Raw genomic sequence first — 23,941 nt, 5'->3', positions numbered from 1 at the left:
ACCAGCGAGAGCAGACCGAATGCAATGAACACCACAGGCCAAGGGGCACGAGTCAGGACATCAGCACATTGCGGATCAACACGATCAGGACCATGAGCGCGGGGAGGCCGAACAGGAAGCAACCGAGCGCCCAGGCGGCCCCCTTCCCCTGCGCTGCGGGGAGTATCCCCGTGATGATCTCCTCCCGTGGAGGCGTCGCAGCGCTCCGTACCCGCGGAGGCTCGGGGGCGGCAGGGGTCTCCGGGAGCTTCCGGGTGGCCGTCGGTACCTGGGGCGCGGGGGTGTCCTCCAGCAAGGGCCGGTGATGTGCCTCAGCGCGGCCCTGCCAAGAGATCGCGGTGTCGACCGCCCCGAACCTGCGCAGGATCGTGTCCAGAGCGGGCCGCCGCTCCGGGGTGTGGTCCCAGCATTCGATGATGAGCCCGGCGACGTCGTCGGGCACGCCGACGAGCGGGGGCGGGGGGCCGATCAGGCGGCGCACCGTGGCCGCCATCGACTCGGCGGCGAACGGATTGGCCCCCGTCGCGGCGAAGGCCAGCACCGTCCCCAGCGAGAACACGTCCGAGACCGGTCCCACCCGCTGCCCCTCGGTCTGCTCCGGCGACATGTACGGCAGTGTCCCGAACACCGCGCCCGTCGCCGTCATGTGCGTGGTGTCCAGCGGCCGTGCGATCCCGAAGTCGATGATCCGCGGCCCGTCCTCGGCCAGGATGATGTTCTCGGGTTTGAGGTCCCGGTGCACCAGGCCGCAGGCGTGGATGGCCTCCAGCCCCTCGGCCAGCCCCAGGGCCAGCGCACGCAGTTCCGCGCCGCGCAGCGGCCCGTCATCACGGACGGCCGCGTACAGGGACGGCCCCGGAATGTACGCGGTCGCGATCCACGGCGCGGCCGTCTCCGGGTCGGCGTCCACCACCTGCGCCGTGTGGAACCCGCCCACCTGACGGGCGGCCTCGGCCTCCCGGGCGAACCGGGTCCGGAACTCGTCGTCCTTCACGTATTCGGGGCGGATCACCTTGACCACGATCCGACGGCCCGACGGCGTCCTGGCCAGGTACACCTGGCCCATCCCGCCCGCGCCGAGGCGGTGGGTCAGCCGGTAGCGGCCGATGTGCTCGGGGTCCACGGGCAGTAGGGGGTCCACGTCATCGCTCTCCACCCGGGGCAGGGGGTTGTTCGGGTCCGGTGCGCGAGAAGCGATTATTCCAGGAGCGCGTCTTCCGGGAACACACGGCGCACGGTCCCGGTCAGCCGCGGGGGTCGGCGATCTCGCCGACCGGCCCCTGGGCGCGGTAGTCGTCCAGGGCGGTCACCGCGTACACCGCGTCGTCCCCGGCGCCGGTGTCGTCGAACCCGGTGCCGCCGGTCACGCCGACGAGGTTCGCCGGGGTGAGCGCCTCGCAGGCCGTCTCCCCGGCCTCGGCCGCCTCGGCGGGCAGCCGGTACACGGCGTAGAAGCGGGCGCCCTCGGCGGCCTCCCAGGACACCTCGACCCCGTCCCCGTCCTCGCCCGCACGGGCGGTCACCCCAGCCACCGCGCCGACCCGGGCCGCCTCCTCGCCGGAGTCGGTCCGCGGGGGCAGTGCCGGGTCGGCGTAGTGGCCGCCGAGCAGGTGGTCCACCGCGTCCCGGTTCTCGCGCAGGCTCTTGATGGAGAAGTAGACGTCGCCGCCGACCTCCTCCAGTTCCCCGGAGTAGTCGAGCTGGGTGGAGAGCGCGTCGTCGGAGGTCCACCCGTCCTCGCCCAGGCGGTAGGCGGCCTGGCCGATGTACAGGTCCACACCGGTGCCCTCGACCTCGTCCGCCCACCAGTCGGCGAGCACCTCGTAGTCGGCGGTGTCGAAGCCGCGCTCCCAGTACAGCTGGGGCGCGACGTAGTCGATGGTGCCCTCCTGGATCCAGGTGCGGGTGTCGGCGTACTGGGCGTCGTAGGACTGTAGCCCGGAGCTGGCCGACCCGCTGGGGTCGGTGCTCCGGTTGCGCCAGATCCCGAACGGCGAGACGCCGAAGCTCACCCAGGGCTTCGCCTCCTGGACGGCGCCGTGCACGTCGCGCATGAGCTGGTCGACGTTGTCGCGCCGCCAGTCGCCGCGGTCGTCGAAGTCGCCGCCGTGCGCCTCCCACGAGGCGTCGTCGTCGAACTCCTCGCCGTCCTTGGGGTAGGGGTAGAAGAAGTCGTCGAAGTGGACGCCGTCGATGTCGTAGCGCTCGACCACGTCCATGATCACGCCGGTGACCCACTCCCGGACCTCGGGGTTGCCCGGGTCCACGTAGGCCTCGTCGCCGTAGTCCACCAGCCACTCGGGGTTCTGCTTCACCGGGTGGTCGTCCACCAGGTTCTCGATGTCGGGGTCCTGCCAGCCCACCCGGTAGGGGTTGAACCAGGCGTGCAGTTCCAGGCCGCGGTCATGGGCCTGCGCCACCGCGTACTCCAACGGGTCGTACCCGGGGTCGCCGCCCTGCTCGCCGGTGAGGTAGCGGGCCCAGGGCTCCTTGTCGGAGGCGTACACGGCGTCGGCGGTGGGACGCACGTGCAGGAACACGGCGTTGAGGCCCATGGCGACGGCGTCGTCGAGGTAGGCGTCCAGCTCGTCCTGCTGCTCCTGGGCGGACAGTCCGGGCTCGGAGGGCCAGTCGATGTTGCGGACGGTGGTGAGCCAGGCCCCGCGCATCCGCCGCTCGGAGTCGGCCGCGCACAGCGCGTCCGCGGCACCGGCGGTGCCGCCCGCCCCGTCGGCCTCCGCGGCGCCGCCCCCGCCAGCCCCGGTCCGGCCGTCGTCGGCGCCGTCGGCGTTGCGGCTGCCGCTGGCACCGTCGCCGGGAGCTCCCCCGGTGCCCGGCGCGGCGCATCCGACGAGCAGGACGACGGACGCGGCGGCCGCGCCCACCCAGTGCACGGCGCGCGGTACGAACACGGTCTGTGCCACAGAACCCTTCAACAGCTTCTAGCGAGGAATCCCGAATCCTTCAGGTCCGGGAGGAATCGCTTCCGAACCCAGGCGATCACCGACAAGAGAACCACACCGAAGCAGGTGACGCCATCCACCCCAGGATCGCCACCACCTCCGACGGCACCGTCCACTCCGGCAAACAGGTCAACAGCGTCCGCCACCGCCACCGGCACCTGCGCCGCCTGTCGGGCCGGGAGAGGCGGTTCGCGGCCGATGTCAACCACCGCATCGCCAAGCAGATCGTGACCGAGGCTCAACGCACCTGCCGCGGGATCGCCCTGGAGGACCTGGGCGGCATCCGCGGCAGGGTACGTCCCGCCCGTTGCCCGCCACCACTCTCAACGGACGGCCTACGGCCGCAGCCCTTTCCCGGCGCCCCAGCGGGTCAGGCTGCACTCATGGTCCTTCGCCCGACTCGGCTCCTATATCGCCCACAAGGCGAAACGGGTCGGGGTGCCGGTGGTGCACGTCGACCCGGCCTACACCTCGCAGGAGTGCTGCGAGTGCGGCCACACTGACCGGAAGAACCGGCCCGACCAGGCCACTTTCACCTGCACGTCGTGCGGCTTCGCTGAGCACGCCGACGTCAACGCGGGCCGCACCATCGCCAAGCGCGGTGCGGCGGTCCGGGCAGTGAGTCACGCTGCCGACGACGCGGCCTGACACACACCCTCCAGGTGTGATCGTCGGAGCTGCGAGCTCGGCCCGCCAGGGCCGAGAAGCTGACAGCAACGTCTCCTCTGGAACCGGTGGGCGGCACCCGTCCCCGGGGCGCCGTGCCGTGGACCAGCGTAGAGGACAATGTCAATTTTGAGACACGATTCCACCAATCTGTGGACAACCTCGCACAGCCTCCGGCATGGGAACATCACCGCAGGTCAACGCGGCCCCTGGAATCCTCACGGTTCCCCCGGCCCCGGGTACGGAAACCGTCGCGCCGTCCTCGCGGCGCTCCGACCAGGGGGTTGACCTCCCCCTCCGATCACTCCGGCCCCGGACTCGCGGGGGCACCGGGCGACCTAGACTCGGGTGACGTGAACGCCGCTGTGTGCCCTCCCAAGCTCTTCGTCCGGACCGTTCCGCTGCGCGGCGGCACCGACGCCCTGGTGCGCCGGCTGCCCGCCGGAACCCCGCTGGCGTGGCTCACCGGCGACAACGGCCTGGTCGGCTGGGGGCGGGCCGCCCACTGGAACCCGGCCGCCGAGCCCACGGGCACCGAACCCACCGACACCACCCGGTTCGCCGAGGCCGCCCGCTGGCTCAACGGGGTGCTGGAGCGGACCGAGGTGGAGGACGAGGTCGGCCTGCCGGGCACCGGTGCCGTCGCCTTCGGCACGTTCACCTTCGCGCCCACCTCCGTCGGCTCTGCGATGGTGGTCCCCCGTGTCCTGCTGGGCCGCCGCGGCGACCGCGCGTGGCTGACCACCGTCACCGAAGAACCCGGCGTCCACCCCGAGGAACTGCTGTACCCGGCCCCCGCCCCGCGCCCCGTCGGCCCCCTGTCCTGGAGCACCGGCGAGCTCACCGCCCAAAAGTGGGGCGAGGTCGTCGCGGGCACCGTCGCCCGGATCCGCGCCGGGGAGCTGGACAAGGCGGTGCTGGCCCGCGACCTCATCGCCCGGGCCGAGGCCCCCATCGACGTGCGCACCCTGCTGGAGCGGCTGCACACCCGCTACCCGCAGTGCTTCACGTTCTCGGTGGCGGGCATGGTCGGGGCCACCCCCGAACTGCTGCTGCGCCGGGAGGGCGAGGAACTGACCTCCCTGGTACTGGCCGGCACCCGCCCGCGCGGCGCCGACGAGAAGGAGGACGAGCGGCTCGCGGAGGAGCTGATGTCCTCGGCCAAGGACGTGGAGGAGCACGGGCTGGCGGTGGACTCCCTGCGCGACGCCCTGGCCCCCCTCGCCGAGGAGCTGGCGGTCCCGGGCTGGCCGCACCTGCTGCGGCTCGCCAACGTCCAGCACCTGGCCACCCGCGCGCACGCCCGGCTGCGGCCGGGGGTGTCGGCGCTGGACGCGGTGGCCGCCCTGCACCCGACGGCCGCCGTGGGCGGCACCCCCACCGCCACCGCGATGCGGCTCATCGACGAGGTGGAGGGCATGGACCGGGGCGGCTACGCCGGGCCGGTCGGCTGGGTGGACGGCGCGGGCAACGCCGAATGGGGTATCGCCCTGCGCAGTGCCCACGTGGACGGGGCGACGGCCCGGCTGTTCGCCGGGTGCGGAATCGTCGCCGGCTCCGAGCCGGAGTCGGAGATCGCCGAGACCGAGTCCAAGTTCCGGCCGGTGCGCGAGGCCCTCACCGACACCGTGAACGACCCCGCCGGCGCGGGTGCGCCCGGGGAAACCGTCGCGTAATACGCCGCGGTTACCGTACGGCCATGCAGATCGACTTCGTGGTCTGGGACGATCCCGACGCCACCGCTCTCCGGGCCTGGCAGCGCACCGAGATCGCCGAGCGGTACGGCACCCCCGACTCCGAGCCGGGCACTCCCCCGTCCGCGTCCGACATCGCGGTGTTCGCGCTGGCCAGGACCGCCGACGGCACCGCCGTGGCCTGCGGGGGCCTGCGCGACCTGGGCCCGGACGAGGGCGGCGAGGTCAAGCGGATGTACGTCCTTCCCGGGAGCCGGGGATCGGGCGCCGCCTCCCACCTGCTGGCCGCCCTGGAGGAATGGGCGCGCGACCGGGGGTGGAAGCGGCTCCGGCTGGAGACCGGCGACCGCCAGCCCGACGCGGTGCGGTTCTACACCAAATCCGGCTACACCCCCGTGGCGCCCTTCGGCGCCTACGCCGACGAGCCCTCGTCAATGTGCTTCGGAAAGACCCTCTAGGACCCGCGGACACGAACCGGCCCCGGGCCTCCCCCACGATGGAGGCCCGGGGCCGGTGGTCATCGGTACGGACTACCTGCCGATGTCGCGGCCGCCCTTGTGCCAGATGCAGACCACCGACGGGCGGGGGAAGTCGCCGTCGGGCCACACGCTGGTCGGCGACTCGAAGGTGCCGTTGTCACCGGGGTGCTGCGGGGCGAGGAACACGGTCTTGTTGTCCTGGCTGATCAGCGGACCGCAGGCCTCGGCCCGCACCGGGACGGTGGCGAAGGTCTTCAGCTCACCGCGGAAGCGGCCCTCGACCGGCATGACGTGCAGGCCGTCGTTGATCCCCAGGGCGCCGGGCTGGCCGTCGGTGGAGATCCACAGGTTGCCGTCCTTGTCGAAGGTGATGTTGTCCGGCGCGGAGATCGGCATGACCTTCGACTTGTCGAAGCCCGCGTAGTAGGTGTCGGGGTCCTCGGGCTCACCGCACACCAGGGGCACGGTCCAGGCGAACGCCTCGGCGGCGGCGTCGCCGTTGTGCTCGATGATCTCCAGGATGTGGCCGTGCTTGTTGGGGCCGCGCGGGTTGGGCTCGTCGGCCTGGCCGGGCTCGCGGGCGGAGTTGTTGGTCAGGGCCACGTAGACCTTGCCGGTGGCGGGGCTGGCCTCCACGTCCTCCGGGCGGTCCATCTTGGTGGCGCCGACGGCGTCGGCGGCCAGGCGGGTGTAGATGAGCACCTCGGCGACGGTGAACCCGTCGACGAAGCTCGTGGTGTCGGTGGTCAGTGCGATCCAGTCGCCGTAGCCGTCGAACTCGCCGTCCGCCGGGAGCTCGCCGGAGCCGTCGATCTCCTCTTCGGGGCTGTTGCCGGTGAGGCGGGCCACGTAGAGGGTGCCGGTGTCCAGCAGGGTGCGGTTGTGGCGGTCGTCGCCCTCGCGGAACTTCTTCGCGCTGACGAACTTGTAGATGTAGTCGAAGCGCTCGTCGTCGCCCATGTAGGCGACCGCGCGGCCGTCGTCGGCGAGGCGGACGGTGGCGCCCTCGTGCTTGAAGCGGCCCAGCATGGTGCGCTTGACGGGCGGGGCCTCGGGGTCGAGGGGGTCGATCTCGACGATCCAGCCGAAGCGGTGGGCCTCGTTGGGGTGGCGGGAGAGGTCGAAGCGCTCCTCCACCCCCTCCCAGCGGCGGCCGGAGGAGCCGGTGCGCAGGCCGTAGCGCGCGTACTCCGCGGTGTCGGGGGCCTTGCCGAAGTACTGGTTGAAGTTCTCCTCGGCGCTGAGGAAGGTGCCCCAGGGGGTGTAGCCGCCGGCGCAGTTGTTCAGCATGCCCCGCACCGTGGTCCCGGTGGGGTCCTCCTCGGTCTTGAGCAGGTCGTGCCCGGCCGCCGGACCAACGATGGTCATCGGCGTTTCCGTGGTGATCCTGCGGTTGTAGCGGCGCTCGCCCTCGGACAGGCGCCACTGCCCGGAACGGCCGACGCGCTCCAGTTCGACGAGGGAGCCGCCGTGGGCCGCCATGGCGATCCGGATCTGCTCGGGGGTCGCCGAGGCGCCGCCGGTGTAACCGCGGAACATGATGTGCTCGTTGGTGTACTCGTGGTTGACCCACAGCAGGCCGCGGTCGTCGTCGAGCTGGTGGAAGCCCACGTAGTCGCAGTTGTAGCCGAACTGCTGCGCCTGTGCCTCGGCGGTCTGGTTCTCGACGTCGAACGCCGGGGCGCCGGGCAGGACGGGGTCGCCCCAACGGACGATGACGTGCTGCTTGTAGCTGTTGGGGATGGTGACCTGGTCGTCGTTGTTGGGCAGGACGCTTCTGAAGGTCGGCCGGGGGGCGGGCTTGGGGCGGTTCGGGCCCCGGTCGGCGGCGGCGGGGACGGCCATGCCCAGGGCGCCGGCACCGGCGCCGGCCACGGCGGCACCGAGCATCGAGCGGCGGGAGAGCGCCTTGGCGAAGATGTCACCGAAGTAGGCGTTGTCGCTCTTGTTGGGAGCAGGGTGGAAACAGGCATCACCGCAGCGCAGCTCGCAGGTCCTGCGGGAACGACCACCGCCGACCGTGTCGGCGAACGGCAGCAAGCGGCGGTGGGGCGCGGATTCGGGCACACCTTCTCCTTGGGGATCGTGACTTCCCCCGGCGGCCTCCGCCCTGGTACGGGGCTGGGTCGGGGCCGAGCGGGGTCGCGGCAGGCGGGGTCGTCCCACCGGTCGCTCTCGACCTTGGCCGAGGTTCCACACGCACGGGTGAAACCGAGGTGAACGCCCTCACAACTCCGACGCAGCGCTGAGTTGGTCACCTGTCGCGACTCGGCGAACACCCACCGTCGGCCCTTGTCCGCGATGATCCACCACCGCGGACCACCGGGTCCAGACCCCACGCCCGGGGTCTCGCCTCCGCCCGCCTCCGCCCGCCTCCGTCCTCCTCCCCTGCCCGGGACCGCCGCCCCTATACCTTCCCCTCGGCGCGGCCGACCGGCACCACCATGGGGCCGCCGGTGACGGGGTCCTCCACCACGACGGCCTCCAGTCCGAACGCCTCGCGCAGCAGGGCGGGGGTGAGCACGTCGGCGGGGCCGCCGCTGGCCAGCACCCGCCCCTCCCGCATGGCGATGATCGTGTCGGCGTAGCGGGCCGCGAGGTTGAGGTCGTGCAGGACCATGACGATGGTGCGCCCGCCCTCGTCGTGCAGTTCGCGCACCAGGTCGAGCACGTCCACCTGGTGGACCAGGTCCAGGAACGTGGTGGGCTCGTCCAGCAGCAGCAGGTCGGTGCCCTGGGCCAGCACCATGGAGATCCAGGCGCGCTGGCGCTGGCCGCCGGACAGCTCCGACAGCGGGCTGTCGGCCAGGTCGGCCAGCCCGGTCAGCTCCAGCGCCCGGGCGACCGCCTCGTGGTCGTCACCCGACCACTGGCGGTACCAGCGCTGGGCCGGGTGACGGCCGCGGGCCACGAGGTCGGCGACGGTGAGCCCGTCGGGGGCGGTGGGCTGCTGGGGCAGCACCCCCAGCACCCGGGCCACCTCGCGGGTGGGGGTGCGGTGGATGTCGCGGCCGTCCAGTTCCACCAGCCCGGCCCTGGGCCGCATCAGCCGTCCCAGGGCGCGCAGCATCGTGGACTTGCCGCACCCGTTGGGTCCGATGACGCAGGTGACGGTGCCCTCGACGATGTCGGCGTCCAGGCCGTCGACGATGACGCGGTCGTCATAGGCCAGGGTCAGGCCGCGGGCGCTCAGGCGCGCCCGGGGGTCGGAGTGCGTTCCCTCGGTGCGGGTGGTCTGCGGGGCGGTCAAGCTTGGGTCCTCCGGTTCGCGCGGACGAGCAGGTAGATGAGGTACAGGGCGCCCAGGCAGCCGGTGACGATACCGACCGGCAGTTGGATGTTGTCGAGCGCGGTGCGGGCCACCAGGTCGGCCCCGCTGACCAGGGCGGCGCCCACGAGCGCCGACAGCAGCACGGGCGGCCGGGAGGTGCCGGGCCCGGCCAGGCGCAGGGCGATCTGCGGGCAGGCCAGGGACACGAACAGGATCGGCCCGGCGGCCGAGGTGCCGAACGCGGCCAGCAGCACCGCCAGGACGAGCATGGCGGTGCGGGCGCGCTCCAGGTCCACGCCCAGGCCGCGCACCACGTCGTCGTCGTAGGACAGGGCGTCCAGGGTGCGCGAGGCGGCCAGCGCGAGCGGCAGCAGCAGGGCCAGGGCCAGGGCGACCGGGGCGGCGTTCTCCCAGGTGCGCATGCTCAGGCTGCCGGCGACCCAGACCATGGCCCGGCCGGTGTCGGTGACCTCGCCCAGGGTGAGCAGCCACAGGGTGAGGTTCATCAGGACGGTGGAGACGCCCACGCCCACCAGCAGCAGCCGGTAGCCGTCGACGCCGCCCCGCCGGGCCAGCGTGTAGCACAGCACCCCGGCGGCCAGTCCGCCGATCAGGGCGACGGCGGGCACGCCCAGCGAGGACAGCGTGCTGCCCCCGGCGAGGATGCCGTAGCTGCCGCCGAACGCCAGGACGGCGACCACGCCGGCACTCGCCCCGTGGGTGACGCCGAGCAGGTCGGGGCTGGCCAAGGGGTTGCGCATGATGGTCTGGGTGACCGCCCCGGCGGCGGCCAGGGCGGCCCCGGCGAGCATCCCCACGACCACGCGCGGCATCCGCACCCGCCACACCGTGAAGTAGTGCTCGTAGTCGGTGCCGATGATGTGCGCCCACACCTGGGCGGGGGTCAGCGGGGTCTGCCCCAGGGAGAGGTTGAGGGCGAGCAGCACGGTGAGGGCGGCCAGGGTCGCCAGGCACACGGCGATGAGGCGGGGGCGCAGCCGCAGCGCGACGGGGCCCAGGCGCAGGGCGGGGCGGCTGCGGCGCAGCCTGTCCCGCACCGACTGCGCCGGGCGTTCGGGGGCGAGGGATGTCATAGCGCGAGGAGTCTCCGGCGGCGGACGATGTAGATGAAGAAGGGCGCACCGACGAGGGCGAGCACGATACCGACCTGGAGTTCGCCGGGCGGGGCCAGGAAGCGGCCCAGCACGTCGGCGGCGAGCAGCAGGACCGCGCCCATGAGCGCGGAGTAGGGCAGCAGCCACCGGTGGTCGGCGCCGACGATCCCGCGGGCCAGGTGGGGGACGATCAGGCCGACGAACGCGATGGGTCCGCAGGCGGCGACGGTGACGCCGGTGAGCAGGGTGATCGCGGTCAGGCCCACCACGCGGGCCCGGCCGACCCGGTGGCCCAGCGCCTTGGCGGTGTCCTCGCCCAGGGCCAGGGCGTTGAGCGCCCCGGCGTTGGCCAGGCCCAGCACGGCGCCCACGGCGACCACGGCCAGCATCGGAACCAGGATCTCGGTGTCGCGGCCGACCAGGGACCCCACCCGCCAGAACCGGAAGTCGTCCATGGTGGAGCGGTCCAGCAGGACCAGCCCGGACACCACCGAGTAGGCGAGCCAGCTCACCGCGGTCCCGGCCAGCGCCAGGGTGACGGGGGTGGGTCCGCGTCCGGGTACGGACCCGATGAGGTAGACCACGACGACGGCGACGCCCGCCCCGGCGAAGGCGAGCCAGGCCTGGGTGTACAGGGCGGTGATGTCGAAGAACGCGATGCCCAGGACCACGGCCAGGGCCGCCCCGAAGGTGACGCCGAGGATGCTGGGGTCGCCCAGGGGGTTGCGGGTGTGGCCCTGCATGAGCGCCCCGGCCAGCCCCAGCGAGATGCCCGCCATGATCCCCAGCGCGGTGCGGGGCAGCCGGATGTCGTTGACGATGATGTCGGCCTCGGCCCCGGCGGTGGCGGTGAGCGCCTGCCAGACGGTGTCCGGGTGCAGGGCCCGGGCGCCGATCAGCACACTGCCCAGGGACACCGCGCACAGCAGCAGGACGAGCACCACCAGTCCGGCGAGGCGGCGGGCCCGGCGCGCGGCGACCGCGGTGCCCGCGATCGCCTGTGGGGCAGGGGGATCCGCATTACCGGGGGGTGAACCGGAGGTATCGTGCACGCGGACTCCTATCATGAAGAAGGCCAGGCAAGCCTTAGTTAGGTTTGCCTAGCCGTATGTGGATGATCTAAGTTTGCCACGTCCCGGCCTGGAACGACACACCGCCCTGCGGTCCGCACACCCCCCGAGTCCTCCCCGGACCCGGCGCGTTCCCCGACCCTCATGGAGCCCCCGTATGACCCTGCCCACCCGGCCGCGCCGACTGACCCTGACCGCCACCGCTGTGGCCGCCGCGGTCACCATGCTGACCGCCTGCGGAGCCGGTGGCCCCGAGGGCAACCCCGACGCCACCAACGAGCCCAGCGACGGCTACCCCCGGACCGTGGAGCACTTCCTCGGCTCCACCGAGATCACCGCGGCCCCCGAGCGCGTCCTGGCGCTGGACGCCGCCTACGTGGACACCACCCTGGCGCTGGGCGGCAACGTGGTGGGCTTCACCACGTTCGCCGAGGACGTCACCGAGCTCCCCGACTACCTGCTGGACAGCGACTGGAACGTCGGCACCTCCGACGAGGCCGTCCCGGTGGGCCTGCTCTGGGAGGTCGACCCCGAGGCGGTGGCCGGCACCTCCCCGGACCTGATCCTGTCGGCGCAGGTCCGCCACGGCGACGGCTACGAGCAGTTCTCCGAGGTCGCCCCGACGATCATGTCCGAGACCACCGGCGCCACCTGGAAGGAGAACCTGGTCCTGACCGGCGCCGCGCTGGACGCCGAGGAGGAGGCCGAGCGGCTGGTCACCGAGTTCGAGGAGCGCGCCACCGCCCTGGGCGAGGCGATCGTGGAGGCCAACGGCGGCGAGGCGCCCACCGTGTCCGCGGTCCGGTTCGCCGGTGACGCCGACGGTGTCCGCCTGTACACCCCCCAGTCCTACATCGGTGTGATCCTGGAGGACGTGGGCCTTGAGCCCGGTCCGGGTGTGGACACCGAGTCCGAGGAGATCGTCACCTACCACAGCCAGGAGCGCCTGCTCGACCTGGACGCCGACCACCTCTTCGTCGCCACCTACGACGACGGCGGCGCCGACGGCGTGCAGGAGAGCAAGGACGAGTACATGGCCGCTCCGCTGTGGGGCGAGCTGACCGGTGAGATCACCGAGGTGAACGACGAGTACTGGATCTCCGGTGTGGGCCTGATCGCCGCGCACGCGGTGCTGGACGACCTCGCCGAGATCTTCGACGTCGACCCGCAGCGGTAACGGCCCTCCCCCGCTCCCCCTCCTCCCCGCTCGAACGGGTGCGCGGCGCCCACCCGGCGCCGCGCACCCGTGTCACCCCGCGACACCACACCGGGAGACCCCCGTGGAACCGCCCCGCTCCTTCGAGCACGCCCCCTGTCTGGACACCGACCGGATCCCGGCCCGCGTGCGGGCCGCCGCACTGGAGCTGGCCGCCGGGACGGGGGCGGGCTATGTGTACGACCCCGCGCTGGCCGCCGACCGGGCCCGCACGCTGCGCAAGGCGCTGCCCGACTGGGCCCGGGTGTACTTCGCGGTCAAGGCCAACGGTTTCGAACCGGTGCTGGCGCACCTGGCCGAGGCCGTGGACGGGTTCGAGGCGGCCTCGCTGCGCGAGGCGCGCGCCTCCCTGGCGGCGCTGCGCGAGCGGCGCGGCGGCCCGGGCGGGAGGATCGCGGTGAGCGGCCCGGGCAAGACCCCCGAACTACTGGCCGGGCTGGCCCGGCTGCGCGCCGGACGCGGCGCCGACGTGGTCGTCAACCTGGAGAGCGTCCTGGAGGCGCACCGGGCCTCGGCGGCCGCGGTCGACGCGGACACGGTGCTGCCGGTGACGATCCGGGTCAACCCGGCCCGGGTTCCGGTGAGCGGCTCCCTGGTGATGGGGGGCACGCCCGGCCCGTTCGGCATCCCCGAGGCCGAGGTGCCCGCCGCGGTGGCGGCGGTGCGGTCCCTGCCGGGCCTGGACCTGACCGGCTTCCACGTGCACGCGGTGAGCGGCAACACCGACGCCGCGGCGCACGCCGCCTACGTGCTGTGGTGCCTGGAGTGGGCGCGCGACACGGCCGACCGGCACGGGGTGGACCTGCGCACGGTGGACGTGGGCGGCGGCCTGGGGGTGCCGTTCGAGGCGGGCGACGACGCCTTCGACCTGGAGGGTTTCGGCGCCGCGCTGGCGGACGCACCCGACCCGGGTGTGGAGGTGGTGTTCGAGCCGGGCCGGTGGATCGGCGCCCCGGCGGGCTGGTACGCGGCCCGGGTGACGGACGTCAAGGCGGCCTACGGCGGGACCTTCGCCGTGGTGCGCGGCGGGATCAACCACTTCCAGCTGCCGACCTCCTGGGAGATCCGGCACAACTTCGCCGTGCTGGCGGACGGCCCGTGGCCGGTCGGCGTGCCCCGGCCCGAGGCGCGCGAGGCGTCGGTGACGGTGTCGGGGGAGCTGTGCACCCCCGAGGACGTGCTGGCCCGGGACGTGCGGGTGGCGTCGGTGCGCGCCGGCGACGTGCTGGTCTTCCCCAACGCGGGCGCGTACGGGTTCGAGTTCGCCATGCCCGCGTTCCTGGGCCACCCCGCGGCGGTGCGCACCACCGTGGACTCCCGGCTGCCCTGAGCCCCCGCCTCCTATGGCGGGGGACACACGATCCCCACTTGACATGCTTTAGGTTAGGCTGTCCTAATTAATGCGGTCGCCCGGTGCGGCCGCCCACGGCCCTGCCCCGCTACCCCGAACAAGGAGATCCCACCGTGTCCGCCTCCCCCGCTCCGACGGCCGACCCGGCCTCCGCCACCTGGCGGATCGAGAACCTCACCGGAACCGACGTCCTCGCCGACCCCACCCCCTGGGTCCGCGCCTACGAGGAGGTCTACGCGCACGCCCTGCACCTGCCCGACCACCGGGACCCGACCTTCGCCGAACGCCTCGCCTTCAGCGCCCGGCAAGAGGGCTTCCGACTCACCGCCTGCCACGTCGACGGCACCCTGGCCGGGTTCGCCTACGGGTACTCCCTGCCCGTGACCACCGGCTGGTGGAACGGCTTCACCCCGCTGGCCGGCGTGGACGCGGACGAGATCACCACCGAGTACCCGGGCCGCACCTTCGCCATGTGCGAGGCCCTCATCCCCGAGCCCTTCCGGGGCTCCGGCGTGGTCGAACGCGCCTTCCCCTTCCTCATCCAGGGGCGTACCGAGGAGCGCGCCGCCGGGCTGGTCGCCGAGACCAACGCCCACGCCCTGGACCTGGTCCTGCGCAACGGCTGGACCCACGTCGGCGACGTCGAGCCCCACCCGGGCTGGCGCCGCCACCACGCCCTGCTCATGCCCCTGCGCTGATCCGCCCCCGGCGCGCCCGACGGCGTGCGCGCCGGAGCTCCCCCTCCCGCCCGCCCCTGCCCCGGCGGGCCCCGGGACGTGCGGCCTCCCCCGTCGCCCCCGGCGTATCGCACCGACCGGGCCCCGCGGCCCGGGACTCCCCGCCCCGAATCCGTCCGCGCGTCCCGAACCGCCTCGGAGAGAAACAGGAGCCCCACGCCCCATGACCATCACTCCCGGTGGCGACACCGTGACCTGGGGACCCGACGGTATCACCGTCCCCACCGACGCCTCCGCCCTGCTGCCCGACGCCCTGGCCGGAGCCGCCGGCGGCCCCCAGGCCGTGGCCGCCCTCCTGACCGCCGCCGCCGACGTCCTGACCACGGCCCGCGAGGAGCGCGGCGGCCCGCTGCCCGCCCGCACACCGCACGAGGTCGCCGAGGCCGTCCGGACCGCCCTGGGGCCGGTGACCGCCGCCCCCGAAGGCGACCGGCACGCCCCCGACCTGGCCGAACGGGTCCTCACCCGGCTCACGCACACCCTGGCCGTGCACGCCGCCGACCCCTCCCACCCGCGCTGCGCCGCCCACCTGCACTGCCCGCCGCTGGCCGTGGCGGTGGCCGCCGACGCCGTCGCCTCCGTCCTCAACCAGTCCATGGACTCCTGGGACCAGGCCCCCGCCGCGACCGCCATGGAGACCCAGGTCATCGGCGAGCTCGCCGCTCTGGCCGGGTACGACCCCGCGATCGCGGGCGGTGTGGTCACCTCCGGTGGCACCGAGTCCAACCTGACCGCCCTGCTGCTGGCCCGCGACCACGCCCTGGCCGGTCCCGAGCGCGACCCCGTCCGCCACGGCGTGGCCCGGGCCGCCGGCGGGGCCCGCCCGCGGATCCTGTGCGGGGCCGCCGCCCACTTCTCCGTCCAGCGCTCGGCCGCCCTGCTGGGCCTGGGCGAGGACGCCGTCGTCACCGTCGACGTGGACTCCCGGCACCGGATGCGCCCGCGCGCGCTGCGCGAGGCCCTGGACCGGATGCGCGCCGACGGCGACATCCCCGTCGCGATCGTCGCCACCGCGGGCACCACCGACCTGGGCGGTATCGACTCCCTGGGCGCGATCGCCCACATCGCCCGCGAGTACGGGGTGTGGCTGCACGTGGACGCGGCCTACGGCGGCGGGCTGCTGTTCTCCCGCCGGCTGCGCGGACTGCTCGCCGGCCTGGACCGGGCCCACTCGGTCGGCCTGGACCTGCACAAGCTCGGCTGGCAGCCGGTGGCCGCCGGGGTCCTGCTCACCCGCGAGCGCGCCCTGTTCGCCCCGCTGTCCCGCTCGGTGGACTACCTCAACCCCGCCGACGACGAGGAGGCGGGCTACCCCAGCCTGCTCGGGTACTCGCTGCGCACCACCCGCCGGGCCGACGTCTTCAAGATCGCCGTCACCCTGCGGGCCCTGGGCGTCGACGGGCTGGGCCGCCTCGTGGACGCCTGCCGGGACCTGACCCTGCGCACCGCCGCCAAGGTCACCGCCCACCCCCGGCTCCAGCTGGCCGCCTCGCCCTCCCTCACCACCGTGGTGTTCCGCTACGACGCCGGGGCCGACTCCGACGAGGTCAACGCCCGGCTGCGCCGCCGCCTGCTCCAGGAGGGCCGGGCCGTGGTCGGCCGCACCCGGATCAACGGCCGGGTGTGGCTCAAGCTCACCCTGCTCAACCCCGGCACCACCGTCGAGGACACCGCCGCCCTGCTCGCCGAGGTCGTCGCCGCGGGCGACACCGAGCTCTCCGCCCTGAAGGAGTCACGTTGACCGCCGACCCCCACCCCCGCCCCCACGAGGACGACGAGCCGTACGACCTGGTGGGCATCGGCCTGGGCCCGTTCAACCTGGCCCTGGCCGCCCTGGCCGACGGCGTGCCCGGCCTCACCGCGCGCTTCCTGGAGGCCCGGCCCGACTTCTCCTGGCACCCCGGGCTGCTGCTGGAGGGCGCGCGCCTACAGGTGCCCTTCCTCGCCGACCTGGTGACCCTGGTCGACCCCACCAGCCCCTGGTCGTTCCTGTGCTACCTGCGCGAGCACGACCGGCTGTTCCCCTTCTACTTCTCCGAGCACTTCCACGTGCCGCGCCGGGAGTACGACGACTACTGCCGGTGGGTCGCCCGTTCCCTGGCCTCGTGCCGGTTCGACGCCCGCGCCACCGCCGTCCACCACGAGGACGGGGTCTTCACGGTGGAGCACACCGACGCCGCCGGCGTCGTGACCCGCACCCGCGGCCGGGCCCTGGTCCTGGGCATCGGCACCGAACCGGTGCTGCCCGAACCGCTGCGCCCCCTGGTGGGCGAGCGGGTGTTCCACGCCGCCGACTACCTGGAGCGGGTGGCGGGCCTGGACGGGGTGGACGACATCACCGTCCTGGGCTCGGGCCAGTCCGGTGCCGAGGTGTTCCTGGACCTGCTGCGCTCCCCCGCCCACCGCGGCACCGCCGTGCACTGGCTGACGCGCTCGCAGGCGTTCGCCCCCATGGAGTACTCCAAGCTGGGCCTGGAGCACTTCACCCCCGACTACACCCGTTACTTCCACGCCCTGCCGCAGGAGACCAAGGACCGGGTGGTCCCCGCCCAGTGGCAGCTGTACAAGGGCATCAGCGGCGACACCATCGGCGAGATCCACGACGTGCTCTACGAGCGCGGCATCGCGGGCGCCGACGTGGGGGTGAGCCTGCGCGCCCAGTGCGAACTGCTGGCGGCCGAGGCCGACGGCGACGGGTTCGCCCTGCGGTTCCGCCACCGCGAGCAGGACGCCGAGTTCACCGTCCGCACCGGCGCGGTGATCGCCGCCTCCGGGTACGCCCACCGCTCCCCCGACTTCCTGGCGCCCATCGCCAAGCTCATCGAGACCGACGAGCAGGGCCGCCCGCGCATCGACGAGAACCTGCGCCTGGTCGCCGACCCGACGCTGACCGCCCCCGTCCACGTGCAGAACGCCGAACTGCACACCCACGGCGTGGGCGCCCCCGACCTGGGCCTGGGCGCCTGGCGGGCGGCCGTCATCCTCAACGCGATCACCGGCGGCACCGCCTACCGGCTGCCGGAGCGGACGGCGTTCACGTCGTTCGGCGCCCCGGCCGGGGCGCGACGGTGAGCGGGGCCTCGTTCCGTCGGCTGTACCTGCTGGTCATCCTGCTGCACCTGGTGAGCGACGTGGCGCTGAGCCCGTTCTACCCGCAGCTGTTCGAGCGGCTGTTCGGGGTCACCGACCCGGCGGCCACCGGCGTGTACATCTGGGTGTGCCGGGTGACCGCGCTGGTGGCCATGCCCCTGTGGGGGCTCATCGCCCGCCGGCTCTCGCTGTCGACCCTGGTGATGTGGTCGCTGGGGGCGGCGGCGGTACTGGAGCTGGCGCTGGCCGTCTCGCCGACGTACCCGGTGTTCCTGGCGCTGTCGGCGGTGCAGGTGGCGGTGACCATGGCGTTCACCCTGGCCTACCCGGCGTTCGTGGGCACCGGCACCGACCGGGTCCGCGACGTCACCGTGTTCGCGTACGTGATCAACGGCGGCACGGTGGTGGCCACGCTCATCGGGGCGGGGATCATGGCCCTGCCCCAGCCCCGGTGGGGCATCGCCGCCTGCGCGCTGCTGTACGTGGCGCTGGCGATGCTGTGCCACCGCAGGCTGCCTCAGGGGCGGCGTTCGCCCGCGGTGACGGACTCCGCCGAGGCCGCCGGGCCGCGGTCGGCGATGCCGCGGGGCGCGGTGGCGGCGATCGCCGCGGTGAGCGCGATCGTGCTCGCGGTGGAGATCGCCCGGCTCATCGTGCGCCCGTTCTTCACCCTGTACGCCGAGGACGGCGGCGTCGGCACCACGGCCGCCGCCGTCCTCTTCCTGCTCCCGCAGGCGGCCGTGCTGGCGGTGCTGCCGCTGGCCGGGCGGGCACACGCCCTGCTGGGCCGGGCGCTGCTGCCGGTCGCGTGCCTGCTGGCCGCGGCCGGGCTGGCCGGGCAGTTCCTCACCGGCGACCCGGCGCTGCTGGCGCTGGGCCGGGTGGTGTTCGGCGTCGGACTGGGGCTGGGGCACGTCGCCCTGGACCTGCGGGTGTTCGCCGTGACCGGCACGGACGGGCCGGCGTTCTCCGCCGTGGCCACCGTGCGGGTGGCGGCGACCCTGGTCAGCCCGGTGGCCGCCACCGCCCTGGCCGCGGGCGGGCTGGGGCTGCCGCTGCTGGCGGGGGCGGCGCTGTTCGCCGTGCTCGCGCTGCTGCTGTCCCTGCCCTCCCGTCTCCCTCCACCACCACCCTCGAACGACGACCTCCGGCCGACCGCCACGCCCGCCCCGGCACCGGGCCCTTCGCCGTCCGCGCCGTCCGACGACCCGTCCGCGCACCGCACCGAAAGTCCGCACCATGTCTGAGAACGCACAGTCCACCCACGACGCCGACCTGTGGCGCCGGGCCGGGAGCCGCCTGCTCGCCCACATGGTCGGCGAGATGGCCTACGAGGAGATGATCGTCCCCGAGCCCGGGCCCGCCGCGCCCGGCGGCTCCCCCGCCTGGCGGCTGCCCGTGGACGGCGGGGTCGTCTACACCTTCACCGCCCGGCGCGGCGGCTTCGGGTCCTGGCACGTGGACGCCGACTCCTTCGTCCGCACCGGCGAGCAGGGCGCCGAGCAGGCCTGGGACCCCACCCGGTTCGTCACCGACGCCCAGAAGACCGTGGGCCTGCCCGGCGACTCCCTGGCCGAGGTGGTGCGGGACCTGCTGGCCACCCACGCCGCCGACGCCCGCCTGCTGGCCGACGCCCTCCCCGCCGCCGAGCTGGCCGACCTGCCGTACGAGGACCTGGAGGGGTACCAGACCGGCCACCCCTGCATCTTCGTCAACAAGGGCCGTCTCGGGTTCTCCGCCGACGACGCCGCCCGCTACACCCCAGAGGCGCGCGGCGCGTTCCGCCTGGTGTGGATCGCCGTCCACCCCGACCTGGGCGGGTTCCAGTCCATGGCGGGCACCGACCGGGCCGCCCTCGTCGCCGCCGAGATCGACGCGGACCAGCGCACGGAGTTCGCCGACCGGATCCGCGAGCGCGGCGGCGACCCCGACGCCTACCTGTGGATCCCCGTCCACCCCTTCCAGTGGGACGAGGTCGTCGCCCCGCTGTTCGCCGGGGAGATCGCCCTGGGCCGGGTGGTCCGCCTGGGCGAGAGCCGCGACCGGTACCGCCCCTTCCAGTCCATCCGCACCCTGATGAACCTGGACCGGCCCGACCGGCTCAACGTCAAGGTGCCGCTGATGATCCGCAACACCCTGGTGTGGCGCGGGCTGTCGGGCACCCAGACCGGCTGCGCCCCGCACACCAGCACCTGGCTGCGGACCCTCGCCGAACGCGACGGCTACTTCGCCGAGACCGGGGTGGTGATGCTCGCCGAGCGCGCCTCGGCGACCGTCCCGCACCCGGTGTTCGCACAGATGCCGCAGGCCCCCTACCGGTTCCACGAGCTGCTGGGCACCATCTGGCGCGAGCCGATCCACCGCCACCTGCGCGAGGGCGAGCGGGCCCGCACCATGGCCTGCCTGCTGCTGCGCGGCTCCGACGGGCACCCGCTGGTCGCCGAGCTGATCGAGCGCTCCGGGCTCGGGGTGGAGGCCTGGCTGGAGCGGTTCGTCGCCGCCCTGTTCCCGCCGGTGCTGCACTACCTGTACCGGTACGGGGCGTCCTTCACCCCGCACGGGGAGAACGTGGTGCTCATCCTGGACGAGAACGAGGTCCCGGTGCGCATCGCCCTGAAGGACTTCGGCTCCGACGTGGAACTGCTCCCCTTCGACCTGCCCGAGTACGCCGAGATCCCCGAGCACGTGCGGTCGGTGCTGCACCGCTGGCAGCCGCAGGAGCTGGCGCACTCGGTCCTGTCCGCGATCTGCGCGGGGCACCTGCGGTTCCTCGCCGACATCGTCGAGCACGACCTGGGCGTGCCGGGGGCGCGGCTGTGGGCGCTGGCCCGCGCCCAGGTGCTCGCCTACCAGGCGCGCTTCCCCGAGCTGGCCGAGCGCTTCGCCTGGTTCGACCTGCTGGCGCCCCGGGTGGGGCGGGTCGCGCTCAACCGCGAACAGCTCATGGGCGGCGGCTTCCACGAGCGCGCCGAACGCGACGCCGAGTTCGACGTCATGCACGGCCTGGTCGACAACCCGCTGGCCGCCCCCGGGGAGAAGGAATGAACGACATGACCGCCACGCCGTTGCCGGTGCCCGCCGAACTGACCGCCGAGCACTGGGACCGGGCCTGCGACCTGCTGGCCGCCAAGATGGTCGCCGAGCTGTGCTTCGAGTACGCGCTGACCCCCGAGGCCGACGGGCCCGGCCGCTGGAGCGCCGCCGTGGGCGGGGCCCGCTACCGGTTCGAGGGGCGGCGCACCCTGCTGGACGGGTGGCGGGTGCTGCCCGGGGTCACCCGGGTCGGCGCCGACGGGGCCGAGGCCCCGGCCTCCCCGTTCGCGCTGCTGCGCGACCTGGGCGCGGCCCGGATCGTGGACCCGGCGGTGGAGGCGTTCACCGTCGGCGAGCTGACCGCCACCCTGTCCGCCGACGCCCGGCTGGCCGTGGAGCGGCGCACCGCCGCCGACCTGGCCGACCTGTCCTACGCCGACCTGGAGGGGTACCAGACCGGGCACCCGTGGATCTTCGCCAACAAGGGGCGGGTGGGCTTCTCCGCCCGCGACCGCGCGGACTTCCCGCCCGAGGCGCGGCGGCCCGCCCGGCTGCCGTGGATCGCGGTGCACGCCTCCCTGGCCGAGTACCACGCGGTACCCGGCCTGGAGCCGGAGGTGCTGCACGCCCGCGAACTGGGCGAGGAGACCACCGCCCGGTTCGCCGAACGGCTGGCGGCGGCGGGGGCCGACCCGGCCGCGTTCGTGTGGCTGCCGGTGCACCCCTGGCAGTGGGACGAGGTGGTGGTCCCGCTGTTCGCGGGCGAGCTGGCGCGCGGGCTCATCGTCCCGCTGGGCGAGGCGGGGGACGACTACCTGCCCCAGCAGTCCATCCGCACGTTCACCAACCTGACCCGGCCGGACCGGTTCAACGTCAAGCTGTCGCTGGCCATCCTCAACACCATGGTCTACCGGGGCATCCCCACCGAGCTGTGCCGGGCCGCCCCGGTGAGCACGGGGTGGGTGCACGCCCTGCACGCCAAGGACGCGTTCCTGGCCGAGCGGCACCGGGTGATCCTGCCCGGTGAGGTGGCCGCCGTCGCGGTGCGCCACCCGGTGCTGGAGGACATCCCCGACGCCCCGTACCGGCACCGGCAGCTGCTGGGCGCGCTGTGGCGCGAACCGGTCGCCGAGAGCCTGGAGGCGGGCGAGCGGGCCCGGACCCTGGCGGCGCTGCTGCACGTGGACGGGCAGGGCCGGGCGTTCACCGCCGAACTGGTGGAGCGCTCGGGGCTGGACGCCGAGGAGTGGCTGGCCGCGCTGTTCGGGACGGTGCTGCCGCCGCTGCTGCACCTGCTCTACCGGTACGGGCTGGCGTTCAACCCGCACGGGGAGAACACCATCGTCGTCTACGACGAGCGGGACCGGCCGGTGCGGCTGGCGGTCAAGGACTTCGTGGACGACATGAAGCTCCTGGACACCGACCTGCCCGAGTACGAGGGGCTGCCCGCCGAGGCGCTGGGGGTGCTGATGCGCTTCGACGCCCACGAGCTGACCTCGTCGGTGGCCAAGTCCCTGTTCATCGGGCACTTCCGGTACCTGGCGCCGCTGGTGGAGGAACAGCTCGGGGTGTCCGAGGAGCGGTTCTGGGCACTGGTGCGGGCCGAGATCGACCGCTACCAGGACGAGTTCCCGGAGCTGGCCGACCGGTTCGCGCTGTTCGACCTGCTGGCGCCGGAGTACGAGCGGGTGTGCCTGAACCGGGAGCGGCTGCTGGGCGACGGCTACCACGACCGCGCCGAACGCGACGCCGAGTTCCACCTGGACGCCCCGGCGATCCCCAACCCGCTGCACACCCCGGGAGAGAAGCGATGATCGGCGACGGACTGCCGCCCCTGCACGAGACGCTGCCGCCCTCTCCCCCGCCACCGCCGTTCCCGGTGCCCCTGGAGCGGCTGCGCGCCGACGTGGAGGCCGGGGGGATCACCGACGTGATCGTGGCCCTGCCCGACCTCCAGGGGCGGGTGCAGGGCAGCCGGGTGGCGCCGCGCGACTTCGCCGAACGGGTGCTGGAGAACGGGTTCGACGCCTGCCTGTACCTGCTGGCCACCGACGTGGAGATGGAGTCGCGGCCGGGGTACGCCACCGACCCGTGGGGCGGGGGGCTCGGGGACTTCGCGATCCTGCCCGACCCGGGGACGCTGCGCTACCTGCCCTGGGACCCGGGGACCGCGCTGGTGCTGGGCGACGCCCTGGACGCCGACGGGCGGCCGGTGCCGGTGGCGCCGAGGCAGGTGCTCAAGGAGCAGCTGGAGCGGCTGGCGGAGCGGGGGTGGCGGGCGCTGGCGGGGACGGAGCTGGAGTTCCTGGTGTTCCGCGACTCCTACCAGGAGGCGTTCGAGGGGGGTTACCGGAACCTGACCACGGCGACCCGGTTCAACTCCGACTACGCGCTGCCGGAGGTCACCGAGATCGACCCGCTGATGCGGCGGATCCGCACCGCGATGGAGCGGACGGGGATGCGGGTGGAGTCGGCACGGGGTGAGTGCCATCCGGGGCAGTACGAGATCGTGTTCCGCTACGACGACGCGCTGCGGACCTGCGACAACCACGTGGTGTACAAGGCGGGGGCCAAGGCGCTGGCGGCCCAGGCGGGTGTGGCGCTGACGTTCATGGCCAAGTACGACGGGGGCGAGGGCAACTCCTGCCACGTGCACCTGTCGCTGCGCGACGAGACCGGGGCGCCGGTGTTCGCCGACGACGGGTCGGGGCGCTACGGGATGTCCAAGCACATGGAGCACTTCGTGGCGGGGCAGCTGGCGTGCATGCGCGAGTTCTCGTTGCTGCACGCGCCCAACGTGAACTCGTTCAAGCGGCTGTCGCCGCAGGCCTACGCGCCCAGCTCCATTGCCTGGGGGCTGGACAACCGCACCTGCCCGGTGCGGGTCGTCGGGCAGGGCGAGTCGGCGCGGATCGAGTTCCGGGTGCCGGGCGGGGACGCGAACCCGTACCTGTCGGTGGCGGCGATCATCGCCGCGGGGCTGTACGGGATCGACCAGGCACTGCCGCTGCCCGAGCCCACGGCGGGTGACGCGGGTGCGGCCGACCTGCCCCGGCTCCCGGGCTCCCTGGAGGAGGCCGTCCTGGCCTGGGAGAACAGCGAGATCGCCCGGTCGGTGTTCGGCCCCGACATCGTCCGCCACTACGCCGCCGCCGGGCGCGCGGAGCTGGCGGCCTTCTCGGCGACCGTCACCGACTTCGAACGCCGCCGCCACTTCGAGCGCGGCTGACGCCGACGCGCCCCGCCGGGCCTCCCC

General features: G+C 73.7%; 19 protein-coding genes and 1 pseudogene. 13 read left to right on the top strand and 7 right to left on the bottom strand.

Annotated elements, in window-relative coordinates:
- Positions 1-52: 52 nt before the first annotated feature.
- The 3 genes from QJS33_RS02440 to QJS33_RS31345 form a co-directional block, all read right to left on the bottom strand.
- On the bottom strand, positions 53-1,141 hold the full coding sequence (locus QJS33_RS02440) for a serine/threonine-protein kinase (protein ID WP_306366177.1): 1,089 nt from the start codon (positions 1,139-1,141) through the stop codon (positions 53-55).
- Positions 1,142-1,244: 103 nt separating this feature from the next.
- The gene (locus tag QJS33_RS02435; RefSeq protein ID WP_306366176.1) at positions 1,245-2,924 is read right to left on the bottom strand and encodes a glycoside hydrolase family 10 protein; all 1,680 of its coding nucleotides are present in this window, start codon (positions 2,922-2,924) and stop codon (positions 1,245-1,247) included.
- Positions 2,925-2,932: 8 nt separating this feature from the next.
- Complete coding sequence (locus QJS33_RS31345) at positions 2,933-3,205, bottom strand: hypothetical protein (RefSeq protein WP_372339567.1); 273 nt, start codon at positions 3,203-3,205, stop codon at positions 2,933-2,935.
- A gap of 133 nt (positions 3,206-3,338) precedes the next feature.
- On the opposite strand from QJS33_RS31345, the pseudogene QJS33_RS31340 reads away from it, so the two are divergent.
- From QJS33_RS31340 to QJS33_RS02420, 4 genes and pseudogenes are all read left to right on the top strand, one after another.
- A pseudogene (locus tag QJS33_RS31340) lies at positions 3,339-3,386 on the top strand (hypothetical protein); the annotation flags it as partial.
- Positions 3,387-3,410: 24 nt separating this feature from the next.
- Positions 3,411-3,611, top strand: a complete 201-nt coding sequence (locus QJS33_RS31335; protein WP_372339566.1) for a zinc ribbon domain-containing protein — start codon at positions 3,411-3,413, stop codon at positions 3,609-3,611.
- 371 nt (positions 3,612-3,982) lie between these two features.
- Positions 3,983-5,305, top strand: coding sequence for an isochorismate synthase MenF (locus QJS33_RS02425; RefSeq protein ID WP_306366175.1), 1,323 nt, complete (start codon positions 3,983-3,985; stop codon positions 5,303-5,305).
- A gap of 23 nt (positions 5,306-5,328) precedes the next feature.
- Positions 5,329-5,781, top strand: a complete 453-nt coding sequence (locus QJS33_RS02420) for a GNAT family N-acetyltransferase (RefSeq protein ID WP_306366174.1) — start codon at positions 5,329-5,331, stop codon at positions 5,779-5,781.
- 72 nt (positions 5,782-5,853) lie between these two features.
- On the opposite strand, the gene QJS33_RS02415 is transcribed toward QJS33_RS02420, so the two are convergent.
- From QJS33_RS02415 to QJS33_RS02400, 4 genes are all read right to left on the bottom strand, one after another.
- Complete coding sequence (locus QJS33_RS02415; protein ID WP_306366173.1) at positions 5,854-7,869, bottom strand: PhoX family phosphatase; 2,016 nt, start codon at positions 7,867-7,869, stop codon at positions 5,854-5,856.
- A 340-nt stretch (positions 7,870-8,209) separates the two neighbouring features.
- Entirely contained in the window at positions 8,210-9,052 is an 843-nt protein-coding gene (locus QJS33_RS02410) for an ABC transporter ATP-binding protein (RefSeq protein ID WP_306366172.1), read from the bottom strand.
- Entirely contained in the window at positions 9,049-10,167 is a 1,119-nt protein-coding gene (locus tag QJS33_RS02405; RefSeq protein WP_306366171.1) for an iron chelate uptake ABC transporter family permease subunit, read from the bottom strand. The genes QJS33_RS02410 and QJS33_RS02405 overlap by 4 nt, the downstream gene beginning before the upstream one ends.
- The gene (locus tag QJS33_RS02400) at positions 10,164-11,240 is read right to left on the bottom strand and encodes an iron ABC transporter permease (protein ID WP_306366170.1); all 1,077 of its coding nucleotides are present in this window, start codon (positions 11,238-11,240) and stop codon (positions 10,164-10,166) included. The genes QJS33_RS02405 and QJS33_RS02400 overlap by 4 nt, the downstream gene beginning before the upstream one ends.
- Positions 11,241-11,415: 175 nt before the next feature.
- Here QJS33_RS02400 and QJS33_RS02395 point away from each other — a divergent pair, with 175 nt between their 5' ends.
- The 9 genes from QJS33_RS02395 (at position 11,416) to QJS33_RS02355 (ending at position 23,914) form a co-directional block, all read left to right on the top strand.
- The gene (locus QJS33_RS02395) at positions 11,416-12,435 is read left to right on the top strand and encodes an ABC transporter substrate-binding protein (protein WP_306366169.1); all 1,020 of its coding nucleotides are present in this window, start codon (positions 11,416-11,418) and stop codon (positions 12,433-12,435) included.
- A gap of 103 nt (positions 12,436-12,538) precedes the next feature.
- Positions 12,539-13,804, top strand: coding sequence for an alanine racemase (locus QJS33_RS02390; RefSeq protein ID WP_306366168.1), 1,266 nt, complete (start codon positions 12,539-12,541; stop codon positions 13,802-13,804).
- A 134-nt stretch (positions 13,805-13,938) separates the two neighbouring features.
- Positions 13,939-14,523 carry a GNAT family N-acetyltransferase gene (locus QJS33_RS02385; protein WP_306366167.1) on the top strand — a complete coding sequence of 195 codons (585 nt, stop codon included), beginning with the start codon at positions 13,939-13,941 and terminating at the stop codon, positions 14,521-14,523.
- Positions 14,524-14,725: 202 nt separating this feature from the next.
- Entirely contained in the window at positions 14,726-16,303 is a 1,578-nt protein-coding gene (locus QJS33_RS02380; protein WP_306366166.1) for an aspartate aminotransferase family protein, read from the top strand.
- On the top strand, positions 16,300-17,634 hold the full coding sequence (locus QJS33_RS02375; protein ID WP_306366165.1) for a lysine N(6)-hydroxylase/L-ornithine N(5)-oxygenase family protein: 1,335 nt from the start codon (positions 16,300-16,302) through the stop codon (positions 17,632-17,634). Before QJS33_RS02380 ends, QJS33_RS02375 begins: the two co-directional genes overlap by 4 nt.
- Positions 17,631-18,899, top strand: a complete 1,269-nt coding sequence (locus QJS33_RS02370; protein WP_306366164.1) for an MFS transporter — start codon at positions 17,631-17,633, stop codon at positions 18,897-18,899. Before QJS33_RS02375 ends, QJS33_RS02370 begins: the two co-directional genes overlap by 4 nt.
- On the top strand, positions 18,892-20,697 hold the full coding sequence (locus QJS33_RS02365; RefSeq protein WP_306366163.1) for an IucA/IucC family siderophore biosynthesis protein: 1,806 nt from the start codon (positions 18,892-18,894) through the stop codon (positions 20,695-20,697). Before QJS33_RS02370 ends, QJS33_RS02365 begins: the two co-directional genes overlap by 8 nt.
- Entirely contained in the window at positions 20,694-22,499 is a 1,806-nt protein-coding gene (locus tag QJS33_RS02360) for an IucA/IucC family siderophore biosynthesis protein (protein WP_306366162.1), read from the top strand. The genes QJS33_RS02365 and QJS33_RS02360 overlap by 4 nt, the downstream gene beginning before the upstream one ends.
- A complete protein-coding gene (locus QJS33_RS02355; RefSeq protein WP_306366161.1) occupies positions 22,496-23,914 on the top strand; it encodes a glutamine synthetase family protein in 1,419 nt (472 codons plus the stop codon). Before QJS33_RS02360 ends, QJS33_RS02355 begins: the two co-directional genes overlap by 4 nt.
- The last annotated feature ends 27 nt before the right edge of the window (positions 23,915-23,941 follow it).

Origin of the sequence: Nocardiopsis sp. CC223A (assembly GCF_030766825.1) — a bacterium.
Classification (GTDB): Bacteria; Actinomycetota; Actinomycetes; order Streptosporangiales; family Streptosporangiaceae; genus Nocardiopsis.
This window is presented reverse-complemented; position numbering and strand designations above follow the sequence as displayed.

Excerpts from the sequence above, each read along its gene's own strand:
- QJS33_RS02420 (WP_306366174.1), top strand. The coding sequence starts at position 5,329 with ATGCAGATCGACTTCGTGGTCTGGGACGATCCCGACGCCACCGCTCTC.
- QJS33_RS02355 (WP_306366161.1), top strand. The coding sequence starts at position 22,496 with ATGATCGGCGACGGACTGCCGCCCCTGCACGAGACGCTGCCGCCCTCT.
- QJS33_RS02405 (WP_306366171.1), bottom strand. The coding sequence starts at position 10,167 with ATGACATCCCTCGCCCCCGAACGCCCGGCGCAGTCGGTGCGGGACAGG.
- QJS33_RS02360 (WP_306366162.1), top strand. The coding sequence starts at position 20,694 with ATGAACGACATGACCGCCACGCCGTTGCCGGTGCCCGCCGAACTGACC.
- QJS33_RS02395 (WP_306366169.1), top strand. The coding sequence starts at position 11,416 with ATGACCCTGCCCACCCGGCCGCGCCGACTGACCCTGACCGCCACCGCT.
- QJS33_RS02380 (WP_306366166.1), top strand. The coding sequence starts at position 14,726 with ATGACCATCACTCCCGGTGGCGACACCGTGACCTGGGGACCCGACGGT.
- QJS33_RS02365 (WP_306366163.1), top strand. The coding sequence starts at position 18,892 with ATGTCTGAGAACGCACAGTCCACCCACGACGCCGACCTGTGGCGCCGG.